General features: G+C 63.3%; 13 protein-coding genes. 7 read left to right on the top strand and 6 right to left on the bottom strand.

Features of this window, described 5'->3' with window-relative positions; translation table 11 throughout:
* Positions 1 to 1,117: 1,117 nt before the first annotated feature.
* Genes ACIA5D_RS00065 through ACIA5D_RS00050 form a run of 4 tightly spaced genes read right to left on the bottom strand, consistent with a single transcriptional unit; the run spans position 1,118 to position 3,617 of the window.
* Positions 1,118 to 1,372: a hypothetical protein gene (locus tag ACIA5D_RS00065; RefSeq protein ID WP_396027599.1), complete on the bottom strand. Its 255-nt coding sequence runs from the start codon at positions 1,370 to 1,372 to the stop codon at positions 1,118 to 1,120.
* Between the two features lie 25 nt (positions 1,373 to 1,397).
* Positions 1,398 to 1,958, bottom strand: coding sequence for a hypothetical protein (locus ACIA5D_RS00060; protein ID WP_396027598.1), 561 nt, complete (start codon positions 1,956 to 1,958; stop codon positions 1,398 to 1,400).
* A complete protein-coding gene (locus ACIA5D_RS00055) occupies positions 1,945 to 3,333 on the bottom strand; it encodes a hypothetical protein (protein WP_396027597.1) in 1,389 nt (462 codons plus the stop codon). Before ACIA5D_RS00055 ends, ACIA5D_RS00060 begins: the two co-directional genes overlap by 14 nt.
* On the bottom strand, positions 3,330 to 3,617 hold the full coding sequence (locus ACIA5D_RS00050) for a hypothetical protein (RefSeq protein WP_396027596.1): 288 nt from the start codon (positions 3,615 to 3,617) through the stop codon (positions 3,330 to 3,332). The genes ACIA5D_RS00055 and ACIA5D_RS00050 overlap by 4 nt, the downstream gene beginning before the upstream one ends.
* Positions 3,618 to 4,132: 515 nt before the next feature.
* Between ACIA5D_RS00050 and ACIA5D_RS00045 the strand changes: the two genes are divergently transcribed.
* From ACIA5D_RS00045 to ACIA5D_RS00030, 4 genes are all read left to right on the top strand, one after another.
* On the top strand, positions 4,133 to 4,486 hold the full coding sequence (locus ACIA5D_RS00045) for a hypothetical protein (protein ID WP_396027595.1): 354 nt from the start codon (positions 4,133 to 4,135) through the stop codon (positions 4,484 to 4,486).
* Between the two features lie 247 nt (positions 4,487 to 4,733).
* Positions 4,734 to 5,171, top strand: a complete 438-nt coding sequence (coaD, locus tag ACIA5D_RS00040; protein ID WP_396027594.1) for a pantetheine-phosphate adenylyltransferase — start codon at positions 4,734 to 4,736, stop codon at positions 5,169 to 5,171.
* A 492-nt stretch (positions 5,172 to 5,663) separates the two neighbouring features.
* Complete coding sequence (locus ACIA5D_RS00035) at positions 5,664 to 5,984, top strand: trypco2 family protein (protein ID WP_396027593.1); 321 nt, start codon at positions 5,664 to 5,666, stop codon at positions 5,982 to 5,984.
* 3 nt (positions 5,985 to 5,987) lie between these two features.
* Positions 5,988 to 7,640: a serine protease gene (locus ACIA5D_RS00030; RefSeq protein ID WP_396027592.1), complete on the top strand. Its 1,653-nt coding sequence runs from the start codon at positions 5,988 to 5,990 to the stop codon at positions 7,638 to 7,640.
* 171 nt (positions 7,641 to 7,811) lie between these two features.
* On the opposite strand, the gene ACIA5D_RS00025 is transcribed toward ACIA5D_RS00030, so the two are convergent.
* Positions 7,812 to 8,366, bottom strand: a complete 555-nt coding sequence (locus tag ACIA5D_RS00025) for an RDD family protein (RefSeq protein ID WP_396027591.1) — start codon at positions 8,364 to 8,366, stop codon at positions 7,812 to 7,814.
* Positions 8,367 to 10,028: 1,662 nt separating this feature from the next.
* Between ACIA5D_RS00025 and ACIA5D_RS00020 the strand changes: the two genes are divergently transcribed.
* The 3 genes from ACIA5D_RS00020 (at position 10,029) to ACIA5D_RS00010 (ending at position 11,169) form a co-directional block, all read left to right on the top strand.
* Positions 10,029 to 10,529, top strand: coding sequence for a hypothetical protein (locus tag ACIA5D_RS00020; protein ID WP_396027590.1), 501 nt, complete (start codon positions 10,029 to 10,031; stop codon positions 10,527 to 10,529).
* Between the two features lie 89 nt (positions 10,530 to 10,618).
* Positions 10,619 to 10,819 carry a hypothetical protein gene (locus ACIA5D_RS00015; RefSeq protein ID WP_396027589.1) on the top strand — a complete coding sequence of 67 codons (201 nt, stop codon included), beginning with the start codon at positions 10,619 to 10,621 and terminating at the stop codon, positions 10,817 to 10,819.
* Between the two features lie 128 nt (positions 10,820 to 10,947).
* Positions 10,948 to 11,169, top strand: coding sequence for a hypothetical protein (locus ACIA5D_RS00010; protein ID WP_396027588.1), 222 nt, complete (start codon positions 10,948 to 10,950; stop codon positions 11,167 to 11,169).
* Between the two features lie 263 nt (positions 11,170 to 11,432).
* Here the strand turns inward: ACIA5D_RS00010 and ACIA5D_RS00005 are convergent.
* A partial coding sequence (locus tag ACIA5D_RS00005) for a transposase (protein ID WP_396027587.1) occupies positions 11,433 to 12,478 on the bottom strand: 1,046 nt, incomplete at its 5' end.

Genomic DNA, 12,478 nt, shown 5'->3' with positions numbered 1-12,478 from the left:
CAAGGGCCAGCAGGAGCGTCGGGCCGCACAGTCGCAGCTATTCGCCTGGGATATTTCAACTGCATGCCCGGTGTCGTATGCCAGGGAACTGTCGACACGACGGCAACAACAAGCGGACTCACGGCAACAATGGGAAGCCCGTACCACTTCTGCATCGACGGTGTTCCGGACACTGCGGTTTCTATACTTGCCCAGTCGGAATTGCCAGAGCCTAACGGAATGTGGACGACACGCGGAGCGGACACCTACTACGACACCCGTTTCAGTGCCATCCGTCCGGCGGCGTCGGTGCTTTCGTGGGCTGGATGTTCTGCGGGTACCGATGCGGTGGTTTACGCAGAATCGGATCAGTTGGTTATAGGCGGAAACTCCGTGAGCCGATCTTGGACCCTGTGGTTCGTCTAGTTTCGCGTGTCTGAAGTGATTTGACGGTGGCGGTGGGCGACAACGAAGCTCACATGTTCGCCAACCCTCGAGATCCTGCTGACACATAAGCTGCGGCGCACACTCATCTCGGCAAATCCGGACAATGCCGTCCACACACGCGCTGACTCGCCGTAATCGGCGGATGCTCGGGAGGCATCCTGTAGACATGCCGACATCGCTATATCTGCTACGTGCTTTGTAGAGCGAGTTGAACGCCTCGGCCATGGAGTTTTCGTAGGAGTCGCCCATGGAACCGACCGAGCCGACCGAGCCGACCGTAATGAGGCCCTGGTATGCGCGGGTCACCGCAAGCGCGTGCCGAGGCCATCTCCGTCGGCCTCATACCGCGTGACGGTGCCCTCAGCAGCCTGCATCGCAGATGTCCGGTCGAGGCGCGGCCAAGCTTGTTGCGCAGCAGCCGCTTCTAGGCGTCCGCCCTGCGCGGCGTGCGTGCCCAGCTCGAACTAGCGCTGTCCTGCTCGCCGGATTCACGCCGGTTCGATCGAGGGAAGGGGCAGGCATGGGACAATTCATCATCGACATGGATGCGCATAGGCGGTCCGCGACTCGCAATCACGGTCGCTCAGCGGCTGGGCGTAGGTTGTGGCGATCGCGTGCGAATCGAGTGCCAAGGCTGTTGCTCAGCCGCACGTTAAGTTAGATCAACGCGTCGGGAGAGGGCGATCGGCCGTCAGCTGCTGCGTCGTCGTATCCATTGGTAGAGCAGCCACAGTGCGAGCGCGACCGGTGTCAGGACTGCTGCGCACAGGATTCCGAAGATCAATCCGTAGCCGTGCGGATCGGAGATCCATCCGGCGGCGCTGAACACCGCCTCGCCGATGAGGACCGCGATCACCGCGATGGTGCAGGCGAACAGGCCGAGCGCGAGGCGCCGAAGCGCTACCTGAAGGGCGCCGGTGCGGGTTGTGCCATCGGGGGTGTCCATGTGTTGCTCCGCAGGGTGGGTGCTGTCATCGGTTCGGATCGGGGGTGCAGATGGTCAGGAACGATTTCTTGTTCTCGCGTTGAACGCCGGAGGCGTCCAGCCAGCCGCTCTTGCCGAACAGGTAGTCGTCGGACGGGTGCTGGGCCGACTCGCGGAGTACCTGGGCCACGTCGGCCGTGGCACCGTACGACGTTGGGCCGTTGATGTAGACGACGAGCGAGCCTGCCGTGGTCCAGTCGTAGCCGGCGGGCAGCGGTGTCTGCACCTGCAGAGGTCCTGCGGTGTCCGGGGCGGAACCTCCGGCGCTGGCCAGCAGGTCCATGCGCTCCAGAAGCACACCCGGCTTCGGCGCCGTCCACACCTGTTGCGTGCTCTGCTTGGTGCCGCTGTCGAAGACCAGCGTCAGGCCGATGACGCCGGCGCACGGGGTGCCCGTCCACAGTTTCAGGACGCCGCCGTCGACACGGAACCCGGCTTCCGGCGGCAGCGACGGCTCGAACTGCGACTTGGTGTCGCAGCCCGCGGTCAACACCGCCACCAGCAGGGCGGCGCAGGCGAGCCGCCGCCGCCTTCTAGTACCCGCCATCGGAGAGCCCCGCGTCTTCCTCGGTCTGGTTGCCGCCGGTGAGCTGTTCCCAAATGTAGGAGGTGACGTATTTCGTGTAGCCCTCGTTCGCCCATTGCTGGGAGTGCCGCTCTTCGTGGTGCAACAACCGGTCCAGATCGAGATTGCCGGGGTGCGCCGGCTGGCCGTCGCCTTCGTACCACGCCCTGCCCGAGGTCACCATGTCGCGCAGCTGCTGCGCCGGATCGTCCGGGTCATCGATGTTCACCATGAACGTGTCGCCCCAGGTCGTGCCGCCGCGCTGACTGAACTGGTCCTGGATGAGGTTGCCGCCCAGGCCCATCATCATGCCGTTCGGGGTGGTCACCAACCGGCCACCGTTGCCGTGCACGAAACCCACATCGTCGTCGTAGCTGAACGAATTGTCCTTCTGCCGGTCGATGATGCGCTGTAGTTCCTCGGAGCTGTACGGGGTCGGCGCGAAGTCGCCTCCGCCGTAGTCGGTGCCGGCATTCAGGAGGTAGGTCATCTGCACCGCTTTGGCGGCGTCGTCGCCGCTGATGTCGGTCGGCATCAGGAAGTACGACTTGAAGGTCCCGTCGCCGTCCTCGTCCTCGCGGATCTCCTCCATGCCGTCGAGGATCGTGAAGTCCTCCGGCGTGATGTGATGATCGGTAATGATCTTCTTGATCGTGTCGACCGCCACGCCGCGGCGCACCGCGTTCTCCAGCCAGTCCCGGTAATGGCCGGCCACGGGCGGCCCGGTCAGCAGCCCGGCGTCGCGCAGCGACTGTTCCATGTCGACGACCTGGGCCTCGATGTCCCCTTCCTGGCCGGCGCCGGCCAGGGTGGTCGCGCCGTTGTCGCCGATCTGGCGATCCAGGGCGAGTTGCATCACCCGGGCCAGGGTGGTGTCGATGTTGTTCGCCGCCGTGAGGATCGCCCTGGTCTCCTGCACCAGCTGCTGCCGGATGCCGTCGCGATACCGGGCCGCCTCGGCGCGGTCCTCCGCCTCGAACCGCGACCGCGGTGGCGAATCGGCGGGCTTGTTGTCCACGATCGCGCCGTCACCGCCGATGTGGAACTGGTACGTGCTGGCCAGGGAGTCGTTGTTGGCGACCCGCGTCTTCAACGTCACCACGTCGTCCGCCGCGTTCTGCAGCGCTCGTTCGACCGCGGCCAGCTCCGCGATCAAGACCTCGGCGTTGTTGCGGGTAGTACCCAGCGACGTACGGGCCTGCTCGCCCGCGGTCGCGTGCCAATCAGGCAACCTCCGGGCGTCGTCGAGCTCATCCTGCAACCCGATCAAGGTGTGCTGCCGCCCATGTAGATCACCGGCCGCCGTATCGACCGGCTTGTCGTCCCACTTTCGGACGTCGTCGTAGGTGATCGTCATTTACCGAAAGCTCTCTTCGCAGCGTCATCGCTTTCGGCGTAGGTCTTCGCCACCGACGTGATCGAGGTGCTCCACCGGTCGATCTCATCCGCCCACTCCTTGCCGCGGTCATTGAACGCCGACACCAGAGCAGCCGCCTTCGACGCCGCAACCCCACCAGGCAACGCCGCAGCAATCGCCTCCAGGCCGGTACCCGGATTCACCACCCTGGCCTGATCGGCGGCAGATCCCGCCGCCTTGGCCGCGTTCCGCAGCTGACCGACCTGGACCTCGAATCCGCTCACCGTCCGTGGCCACCACCCTCTGAGTCCGTCATCAACCGACACGGTACTAAAAACTCGCCATCATAGGTCAACCTCAATCCGACAAGGCAGCTCCGCAGGTCCGAGCGGGCTCGCCCGCCCTGGAGCACCGAGGTGACCGAACCCTCAGCGGCGCAGACGGCGGGCGACCAATCCCGCGCTAGAGGCAGCGAAGAACGGCACGCGGCCGTTGTCCAACTCGCCAGTCAGCACGAACAAGAACCCGCCAGATATGTACTGCACCCCGGCGCCGCTTTCTTGGTCCCTGGCTCGAGGGACGCCGCTTGTCTGGTCCCACCAACCACGAGCAAGATCGCGTGGCTTTGAATGCTGTTGACGACACTGTTCTCGGCATTGCAGGAAGCCCTGCGAACGCGAGCCCGATCACCGAGCGTGACGGCCGTCAGGAGTCCGCGCCCGGTCGGCGGCAGATCAGAATGCCAAGATGGTCTTGGTGATCATCAGGATTGCCGCGGTGGCACTGCTTGAGGTAGACGATGTTCCGGTTCGAGTTTGAGCTTCGCCCTCTGGCCGCGGTGCCGCCGTGGGGAGGCGACCGCCCGACGCTGCTTGATGTAATCGCTGACACGTTCAAACACCTACTCGGCCAGCTCCGCGACGCCGAAAACCAGGCCACCGCTTACGGGTGCGTACGTGAACTCACTATCGATGGCGATCGTATGCAGGTAATCATCGCCTCGAACGCGCTCGCCGAACTCGACCTGGATGATGCCGAGATTCGGGTTCAGTTAGCGGTGGATCCACAGTCCGTTGAGATTCTCCGGGAGTATCTGGGGCGCATCCTGACCTACGGCCGGCCCGACGCGCAGCCGGCGGTATTGCGGTTGTAACGCCTGCCCGGCCCTGATGCACGCTCCCAAACACCAGCTTGTCGGTAGGCGGACGAGTGGAGACTGGCTCCCCGTGGCTCCAGGTAGCGCGCGATTCGCGGCATGACAATGCACCGAAAGCGGCGGCCTCAGCTGCAGTCCGGCCCATAGGATTGCCCGAACGAGAGCAAGACTCTCCAGATCACCGCCACCTGCCGGATCGAAGGCATCACACGACCGACCTACCCCTGTCGAATACCCTGATCCGGTGCGCGACGCATCCGACGGCGATCCCCGGGCCACCCGAGCGGTCTACCCCGGAACGTTCGACCCCGTCACCCCCGGACACCTCGACATCGCCGACCGAGCGCGACGGCTGTTCGAACACCTCACCGTGCTCGTCGCAGTCAACGACGACAAACAACCGACCCGACCCGACACGGCACGGGCAAACGCCGTCCGGACAGCTCTACCCCCGACCTGGACGAACGTCACGGTCGCAGCCTGGACCGGCCTGACGGCCGACTATTGCCACCACGACCGCAGCACAGTGATCATCCGCGGCATCAGGAACTCGACCGATGCGCTGTACGAGTACCAACTCGCCGCCATGAACGAAACGCTCGGGATCACCACACTGCTCATACCGGCCAGTCCGGACCTGGCAACTATGTCCTCGACCGCGATGCGGAGCCTGCACCCATGATCAGGAACTACACACCGTAACGATCGGACTGCGGCATGAGAGTAAGGTCAACCAACCAGCCTCATAGCGCTAGTTTGTCCTGGCTGGATAGGCTTTTCCACCACCCCCAATCAAGAAGCAACTCGACGCCACGCTTGACGCACAGATGCCAGAAGTGCACGCCGAATCATCGCCCCATCCGGTCCAGGTCTACGCAGTGACTTTGCTGCCCGTGGCTGACCTCGTGGCGGCTCAGCGATGTCCAGCGAGCGGCACCTGTTATCACGAACATCCGTGCGGGGCCCGCGCCTTGAGTCCGACCCGGACGAAGCTCCGACACGCGGGCGGTCAACCACGCTATCTAAGAGACAAAGAAGAAAGTTACACCGAGCCCACCGAGCAGAAATGCGTGGGCCGCCACAGTACCCAAGATCGAAATGAGCTGTCTCCATTAGGTACGAACGGGTGGCTACAGGCAAGCCATTCTCACTGTATGAATGTCGTGTGGATCCTATGGAAAAGCTCGCGCAGGGTGGCTTGATGCAGGGTGACTTGCTGCTGGCTGACGCGCTGGAGAGTCTGCGAGATCAGCTTGCCGAAGCCGTCGACCGCGCACAGGGACAAGACCTGTCCTTTCTCTGCGAGAGCGTTGAGGTGCAACTCCAGGTAGTGGTCACCAACACGCAAAAGGCGGAGGCCAAGGCCGGATTGTGGAGTGTGGTCACGGTCGGTGGTGGACGAGACCGCGCGACCAGTGCCACCCACGTCGTAAAGCTTGTGCTCAAACCCGAGCTCAACGGGTCCGGGGGCAAGCTCAAGCTGAAGGGCGATTGACCGTTGCTGCCGAAAGAGCCGGACGTTCTGTATCGGGTGGTCGAGGTGCTGTGCGCCGCCGGCGCGCGTGGCTCCGGCTACGGCGTAAACGCCGACCTGGTTCTAACCGCGGCGCATGTCGTCGGTGACGACACAGAGGTGCTGATCGTCGCCGACGGTGAGGATCTTCGAGGCGACGTCGTTTGGCGTGACGCTTGGCTTGACGCGGCGCTGGTGCGCCTGCCGGCTCCGCAGTGGGAGGCCGAGGCCACGCTATGGGCCTCAGTCGCAGGCGTCCACGCGGTCTCATGCACGGCGATCGGCTACCCGAAGGTTCAGAGGACCACCGACGGCACCCGGGTTGAGGAACACATCGCCGGTTTCATCATGCCGGCGACGGGACGGCGGATTCGCCGCTACGCGATCAACGTGACGACCGCGCTGCCCTACGAGTTGAGACGCGTCGACTCGCCGTGGGCGGGTATGTCCGGGGCGGCGGTACTCAGTGGCGACGGTCGGCACATTCTCGCTGTCATTACCGAGGACCCCACCGGCTTCCAACCCTCACGCCTGGAGGCGGTCCCAGTGTCGGAGTTACTCCGTGACCCGTCGTTCGCCGAGCTAGTCGGGGCCGGTCCTGCTGCAATGTCGACAGTTGACGCCGCTGCCCCCGAGGTCGTCGCCGACGTACATCCCCGGCGGCCAAAGGGCAGTCCCTCAAGCGCGAGTAGCCTGTCGACTTCGTCTGCAGAGGCCATCGACTACGACGTGCGGCAGGACGGCCTTTTCGCGCTTGGTACCTGGAGCCCTGCCCGAAAACTAGAGCCGAGTCTTCTGGTCACCGACAATGTGCCCAGCAAGGACAGGCCTGCGCAGCCATACATTGACCATGAAACCCTCGCGGCGTCAGTGCGAGAACGGAGCAGGAAATCGTCCGGCGCCACCGTTTATCTCACGGGTTTTCGTATTGATCATCGAGAGTCCGACGAAACCCAATACTGTCGAATCCGGCAAGCTTCCAGCACGTATCCTGAGGTCCTGGCAATTGAGGACCTCCGCGCGGGACATCCGGCGCTGTTCGAAGAATGCGACAAGGCGATCGAGCGGAACGTGCGTGACTATCTTACCAAAGCTGTGCCGTCATCGCTCGCGATGAACCTCGTCGTTGTATCGTCCGCCAATGAGGAATTGCTATGCGCCGAACGGTCCGCTGCCACCGATAGCGCAGTCGGATGGTGGACGATCGGCGTGTTCGAGACCATGAAGCAACCGGATAAGAATCGCCCGGGGGCGCCAGAAGACATCTATGGCCTCGCGATGCGGGGATTGAGGGAAGAATTGGGTCTCGAGCCTCACGACTACCACCCGATTCAGATCTCCTGGATCGGAATTTTCCGACCAATTTTACGGGCGCACGTAGTTGCCGTCGTGAAGCTGAAGATTCCCAAGGCGGAATTGCATTCTCGGGCAGGTGTCGCCCATTCCGGTTACGAACATGCCGCACTTGACTGGGTTCCACTTCGGCGGTCGCTGGTCCAAACGTTTGTTCGGGCGAGCAGATCGTTTCCCCCAAATACGGCGGGAACCACAATCGAAATCAATAATCGCACATGGACGGATCAATCGAGACTGGCCGTTCTAGAAGCATGGCGGTTCAGGAACGTTCTCGATAGTTGATTCACTTCGCACTCAAAGGCAGAGCGTTGCTGCTTTCGTCGTGCGCAACCACTTTCGGCATAGAAAGTGCGCCTGATCACGGGTTGGTGCTTTGAACTGTCCACTCAGCCGCCGGGTCAGGCATCACCTTCCGGCGCTCATCGCCTCGCCCGGGCGCGCGGGCGGAGCTGACTACCTTCGGATGACCGCAGTCCCCGACAGGCGGTCGTAGGGTGTTCGTCCCGTGCCGATGAACAGCGAGGCGAGGTACACGATCGGAAGGACGTAGGACACTCCCGTGAGCAACCAGACCCCGGTGGGTACCGCACCCGAGTCGCCCGTCTCCACGATCGCGTACACGGCCGCGTGGCCGATGAGCCACGGAACAGCGATCTTGAGTGTGTTACGGAGCAGCGCCCGGCCGAGGGTAGAGCGAGAACCGTCGGCGGTCTTGATGACCACCAATCTGCGCAGGCGCTTGCCCGGCGTTGCCTGGCGGGCGCCGGATTCCAGCCGGGCGAGCCAGAAGGTGAGTGGGAAGACCACGACCGCGGCCGCGACGAGGTTCAGGATCGCCGTGTCGAGCGCACCGGTCACGCCGGCGATGAAGAGCGGAACACCGACGGCCGCGGTGACCGCGACCCAGACAACCATGCAGCCCCAATCGACGACCCAGGCCACAATCCTGTTCAGCGGTTCACGAACGACCTCGAGCTCACTGCTCGATACGGTGTCGTTACTCGTCATCCGCCGGCCACTCCGCTTTCCTCCACAGTGAGAGTCTGGCGTACCCGTCAACCGAGCGAGCGCCCGGGACCCGGATATCTTGCCATCGGCACGAGCGGCTGTCGGAGAACTCGGCCGGTCATTACATCGCGTGACTGCACTGGAACCGGCACGCACGCCCAGCGGCATGAGAGTGCGTCGCGCGCATGGCTCGATCGCCTACTGCGAGGCGAGGCCAGGGTAAAGCAAGTGGATCTAATTGCCGTTTCGGGATGCAAGAAACTTGCTGGCGAGCGGAGCGTAGTATTTCCATAGTTCGGTGGCTTCGCGTGAAGGAGGATCATTCGGATCTAGCGCTCCGCCATGAATTTGATTCCGATAGCGAGATAGCTCCCTAAAAGTTGAAACATCTTTTGCGGCCCTCAGAGGTGCCAATACCACCGCCATGGCGCAGAAGCTGAAGACTGTATTGCGATCGGGATCGCGTCCGTCTTCCCGTGAGGGCCAGATTAGTTCGTGCGCCACGGACTCTTCGGCATCTGGGGCGCCTGCGATACTTAGAGACAGTAGTAACTCCGAACGCCCCGCGCTAGCGATGGATTTAGATATGACTTCGAGTCCTGCATAGTGCCAAAGAAACCGGCGGAATGAATCTTCCTCGGCTACGGCCAAGGAGTGCCACCGGGCAATTGTGGCTAGCTTTCCCCTAGCGCTACTCGCGAGGCTCGATGGAATTGACAGCCGGCGTATCCGCTCGATAAGTTCGCTCGAATCGGGTGATCTGGAGGAAATCCCCACTGTCCCCATGCTGAAAGTTGGAATCGCGCACGGGTGGCTGCGATCGCGCTCAAGCCACGCCAGCTGACCGGTCCAGCGATGAGTCAATAGCTCGCTACCCATCTGAGCCAATAGGGCACCAAGAGCGAACTGTGCCGTTTCGACGCCCTTTGTGTGATTGTCGGCAAGGGCGCGTATAGCGGACGCCATGTCGTACCAGCAGTAGCGCTGATCCGAGCGTTCGGGGTGAAGATTTACGTCAACATCTCTCCACACCTCAATCGAGGTAAACACCCTCTCTTCGTCTCTCCAGATATCCGGCAACTGAATACTGGCAGCAGAGGCTCCGATGTGTGCATCTCTCGCCTTGATAGGGTTGCTGGCATCAGCCCACGCGGCGTTCTTTATATTGAATTTCCGGACAGGATTGCATCGAAAAGTGCTGGCGTCGAGGTGATATAGGTTCTAACAATTTCTGCGATGGCACCAATAGTGACTCGGTATTTCCAGGCATCAAGGGAGCCGGCTTGATCAGTAAGTTGCGCTGGCCGATTGGCGTACGTGTCCTTGCTTCCAAAAAGCAACGCCACGTGCAACGTAACTGTCAAGTCAACCACCGCTCCCCTTGGCTCGAAAGATCGATATTCTAGCCTGAGGGAAGATGATCCCTCATGCATCGTTGTCCGAACCGGCCGGTGGGCACCGCCGATCCGAACACGGTGGCATTGGGGTGCTCGAACGAAAGCACTCAATTCGGTAGAAAATGCACAGCCCTTTGTGGTCGGCGCGGCAGAAGACGGGTATCGCCATGCGACTGTTTAGACACCTGAAGACCGGCCCGGTTTGCTCACCTGTGGCGTCTATATGAGTGGAGAGGTATCTGAACGACGATCTAGTGTTGTAGGCGTGACGACAACCAGCGACTCGGCCGCGAGCATTCCGCTCGAGTTATTCGACGACGTCGTCACGTGGCAGCAGCGCCGGTCTGACCGCGACGCGTGGCACGTACAGCCTGGCTCAGCGCTGAGCGGCGACGACCGCTGGACTGATCCCTATCGCCTCAGCCAGGCCGCCGTGCACCGGCTGCACAGTGCGATTGACCTGCATGCGATCAAGTTGCTGCTTGTTGATGCCTCGGCACTGCCGACGTTCGCTCTATTTACGCGGAATCGTGCCGCCATGGAGAACGCTGCGTCGGTCGCGTGGCTCCTGGAGCCAGCTTCGCGTTATGACCGGGTCGCGCGCAGACTCCAGATGGCCGCCGACAATGCCCGCAGCGGCGACAGCGCGATCGCCCTAATCCAGCAGAACGTCGAGCCTGCGCAGCAGGTCCCGGTCACCCACTGCAAGATGTCCTCGGCGCGGTACAGGTCTCGGCGGAGCGGCACGAGATCTCGCCGGCCGTAGCAGTCGCAAAGCGACCCTCTTGGTCGCAGATGGTTCGGGAGGCAGCCAGTAACCCGCGCCTGGCCAACACGAACCTGTTCTTATGGCGGATGTGCAGCGCCTTCGCGCACGGCGACGAATGGCCCTCCCTTGCGCTGCTGTCCACGCCCGACGGGCCGGACGTCGACGGGATCGTGCCGCTGAAGGTGCAGACACCCACCAGTTTGGCCGCTGTGTCCTTCGGGCTGGCGACCCGGATGGTGCAGCACGCCATCACCCTGTATGACAGCCGGCGTCGCTCCCCCTACTGAGCCGATCTCGGCAGATCGTTCCCGGCGAAGGACGGCCGGTCCCCGGCGGCGAGGGGCGACGATCTCGGCGTCCAAGTCCTCCCGCGAACCGGGAGCACACTGCGTGCGACGGATCTCCGCTGGCTGGTGTGACCGTGCGGATGCCGAAACCTCATCCGCGCAGCTCAAGCGGCATGATCGTATTCGTGGAGGAGTCCGCCGAGGCGATCGTTTCGGCGAACGCGGAGACCGGTGAGCGTCGCCGGATCGGTGAGCGGGTCGGGCAGCGGCTGCAGCGGTCGGGCGTTCGCGATGCCCCGGTGAGGACGATGATCGTTGTGATGCCGTTCGTACTCACGCAGAGCTCGTAGCAGGAGCGCCTGGTTAGAGCAGTGTCCGGTCGAGTAGCTCGTGGCGGCAGGCTTGGATCCACCTTTCATGACCGAATTCATGCGAGGCATCCGGACACCGCTGAGCACGACCGTGATCCCGCCAGACGCACACTAACTGGCGGATCGACTGGATGGTTCGTGGCCGCCTGACCCGGGTAGGCCGACAGATCCGGGCGTGTCGGCGGGCGATCAGATCACGGTGCCACCGCGGAATTTGTCAAGATCGGTGAGACCAGTGGGTGTTAAGCAGCGAGGGTCATGGCCTCGGGCTGGTCGGTGGCGGGTTGGGGTTTGTTGATCCAGGCGGTGTCGGCCAGTCGTAGGCTCTTCGGTTGGGGTCGGCGGGTGAACCGTTCGGGATTCTGGGCGAAGGCGGTGTCCAGGACCTGTTGGCGGGCAACGGTTATCGCGTCGGCGTGGCCGTAGTGGACCGCGGCCGGGGTGTGCAGGCCGATCCCGGTGTGGTGGTGTTCGTGGTTGTACCAGGTGAGGAACGTGTCGCCGAACGCCCGGGCGTCTTGGATCGACCCGAACCGGCCCGGGAAGCTGGGATGGTATTTCACCGTTTTGAACGCCGCTTCGGAGTACGGATTGTCGTTGGAGACGTGCGGACGCGAGTGCGACCGCAGCACGTGCAGGTCCGCGAGGAGATCAGCGACTTTCTTCGAGGTCATCGAGGTGCCCCGGTCGGCGTGCACGACCTGCGGGATGCCGTGCACGGCGAACACGCCGGTGATGAAGTCCTCGGCCAGCACTGCGGACTCGGTGGCGGCGACCTTGTGCCCGACGATGTACCGGCGGTAAATGTCGATCATCACGTAGGCGTCGTAGTAGAGGCCTCTCGTGGGGCCGGGCAGTTTCGTGATGTCCCAGGAAAACACCTGCCCCGGGCCGGTCGCGATCAACTCGGGCCGGGCCCGAGCAGGGTGCCGGGCCAGGCGGCGGCGCTCCACGACCTGCCGATTGGCGCGTAGAACCCGGTAGAGGGTGGCCACCGAGGCCAGGTAGACGCCTTCGTCGAGCAGGGTCGCGAACACCTCGATCGGGGTCGTGTCGACGAACCGGTCGCTGTTGAGCACCGCCAGGATCCGGGCCCGCTCACCGGCGCTGAGCCGGTTGACTGGCGCCCGGCGCGGCACCGGGGGCCGGACCGGGCCCAGGACGGCCTGGCGGTGCGCGGTGGCCCGGGAAACCCCTGCCAGGCCGGCCGCGGCCCGGTGGGAGACGTGCACCCGTAGCTGGTGATAAGCGCTGGTCATCACCGTCTCGACGTCGGCGGCCTGTCCAC

This window comes from Actinoplanes sp. NPDC051513 (genome assembly GCF_044454685.1).
Classification (GTDB): Bacteria; Actinomycetota; Actinomycetes; order Mycobacteriales; family Micromonosporaceae; genus Actinoplanes.
The sequence above is the reverse complement of the archived record's forward strand: the minus strand, read 5'-3'. Positions and strand labels throughout refer to the sequence as shown.

Bases quoted from the DNA above. Each gene is read 5' to 3' on its own strand.
- ACIA5D_RS00065 (WP_396027599.1), bottom strand. From the start codon at position 1,372: ATGGACACCCCCGATGGCACAACCCGCACCGGCGCCCTTCAGGTAGCG.
- ACIA5D_RS00060 (WP_396027598.1), bottom strand. From the start codon at position 1,958: ATGGCGGGTACTAGAAGGCGGCGGCGGCTCGCCTGCGCCGCCCTGCTG.
- ACIA5D_RS00055 (WP_396027597.1), bottom strand. From the start codon at position 3,333: ATGACGATCACCTACGACGACGTCCGAAAGTGGGACGACAAGCCGGTC.
- ACIA5D_RS00045 (WP_396027595.1), top strand. From the start codon at position 4,133: ATGTTCCGGTTCGAGTTTGAGCTTCGCCCTCTGGCCGCGGTGCCGCCG.
- ACIA5D_RS00035 (WP_396027593.1), top strand. From the start codon at position 5,664: ATGGAAAAGCTCGCGCAGGGTGGCTTGATGCAGGGTGACTTGCTGCTG.
- ACIA5D_RS00025 (WP_396027591.1), bottom strand. From the start codon at position 8,366: ATGACGAGTAACGACACCGTATCGAGCAGTGAGCTCGAGGTCGTTCGT.
- ACIA5D_RS00015 (WP_396027589.1), top strand. From the start codon at position 10,619: ATGTGCAGCGCCTTCGCGCACGGCGACGAATGGCCCTCCCTTGCGCTG.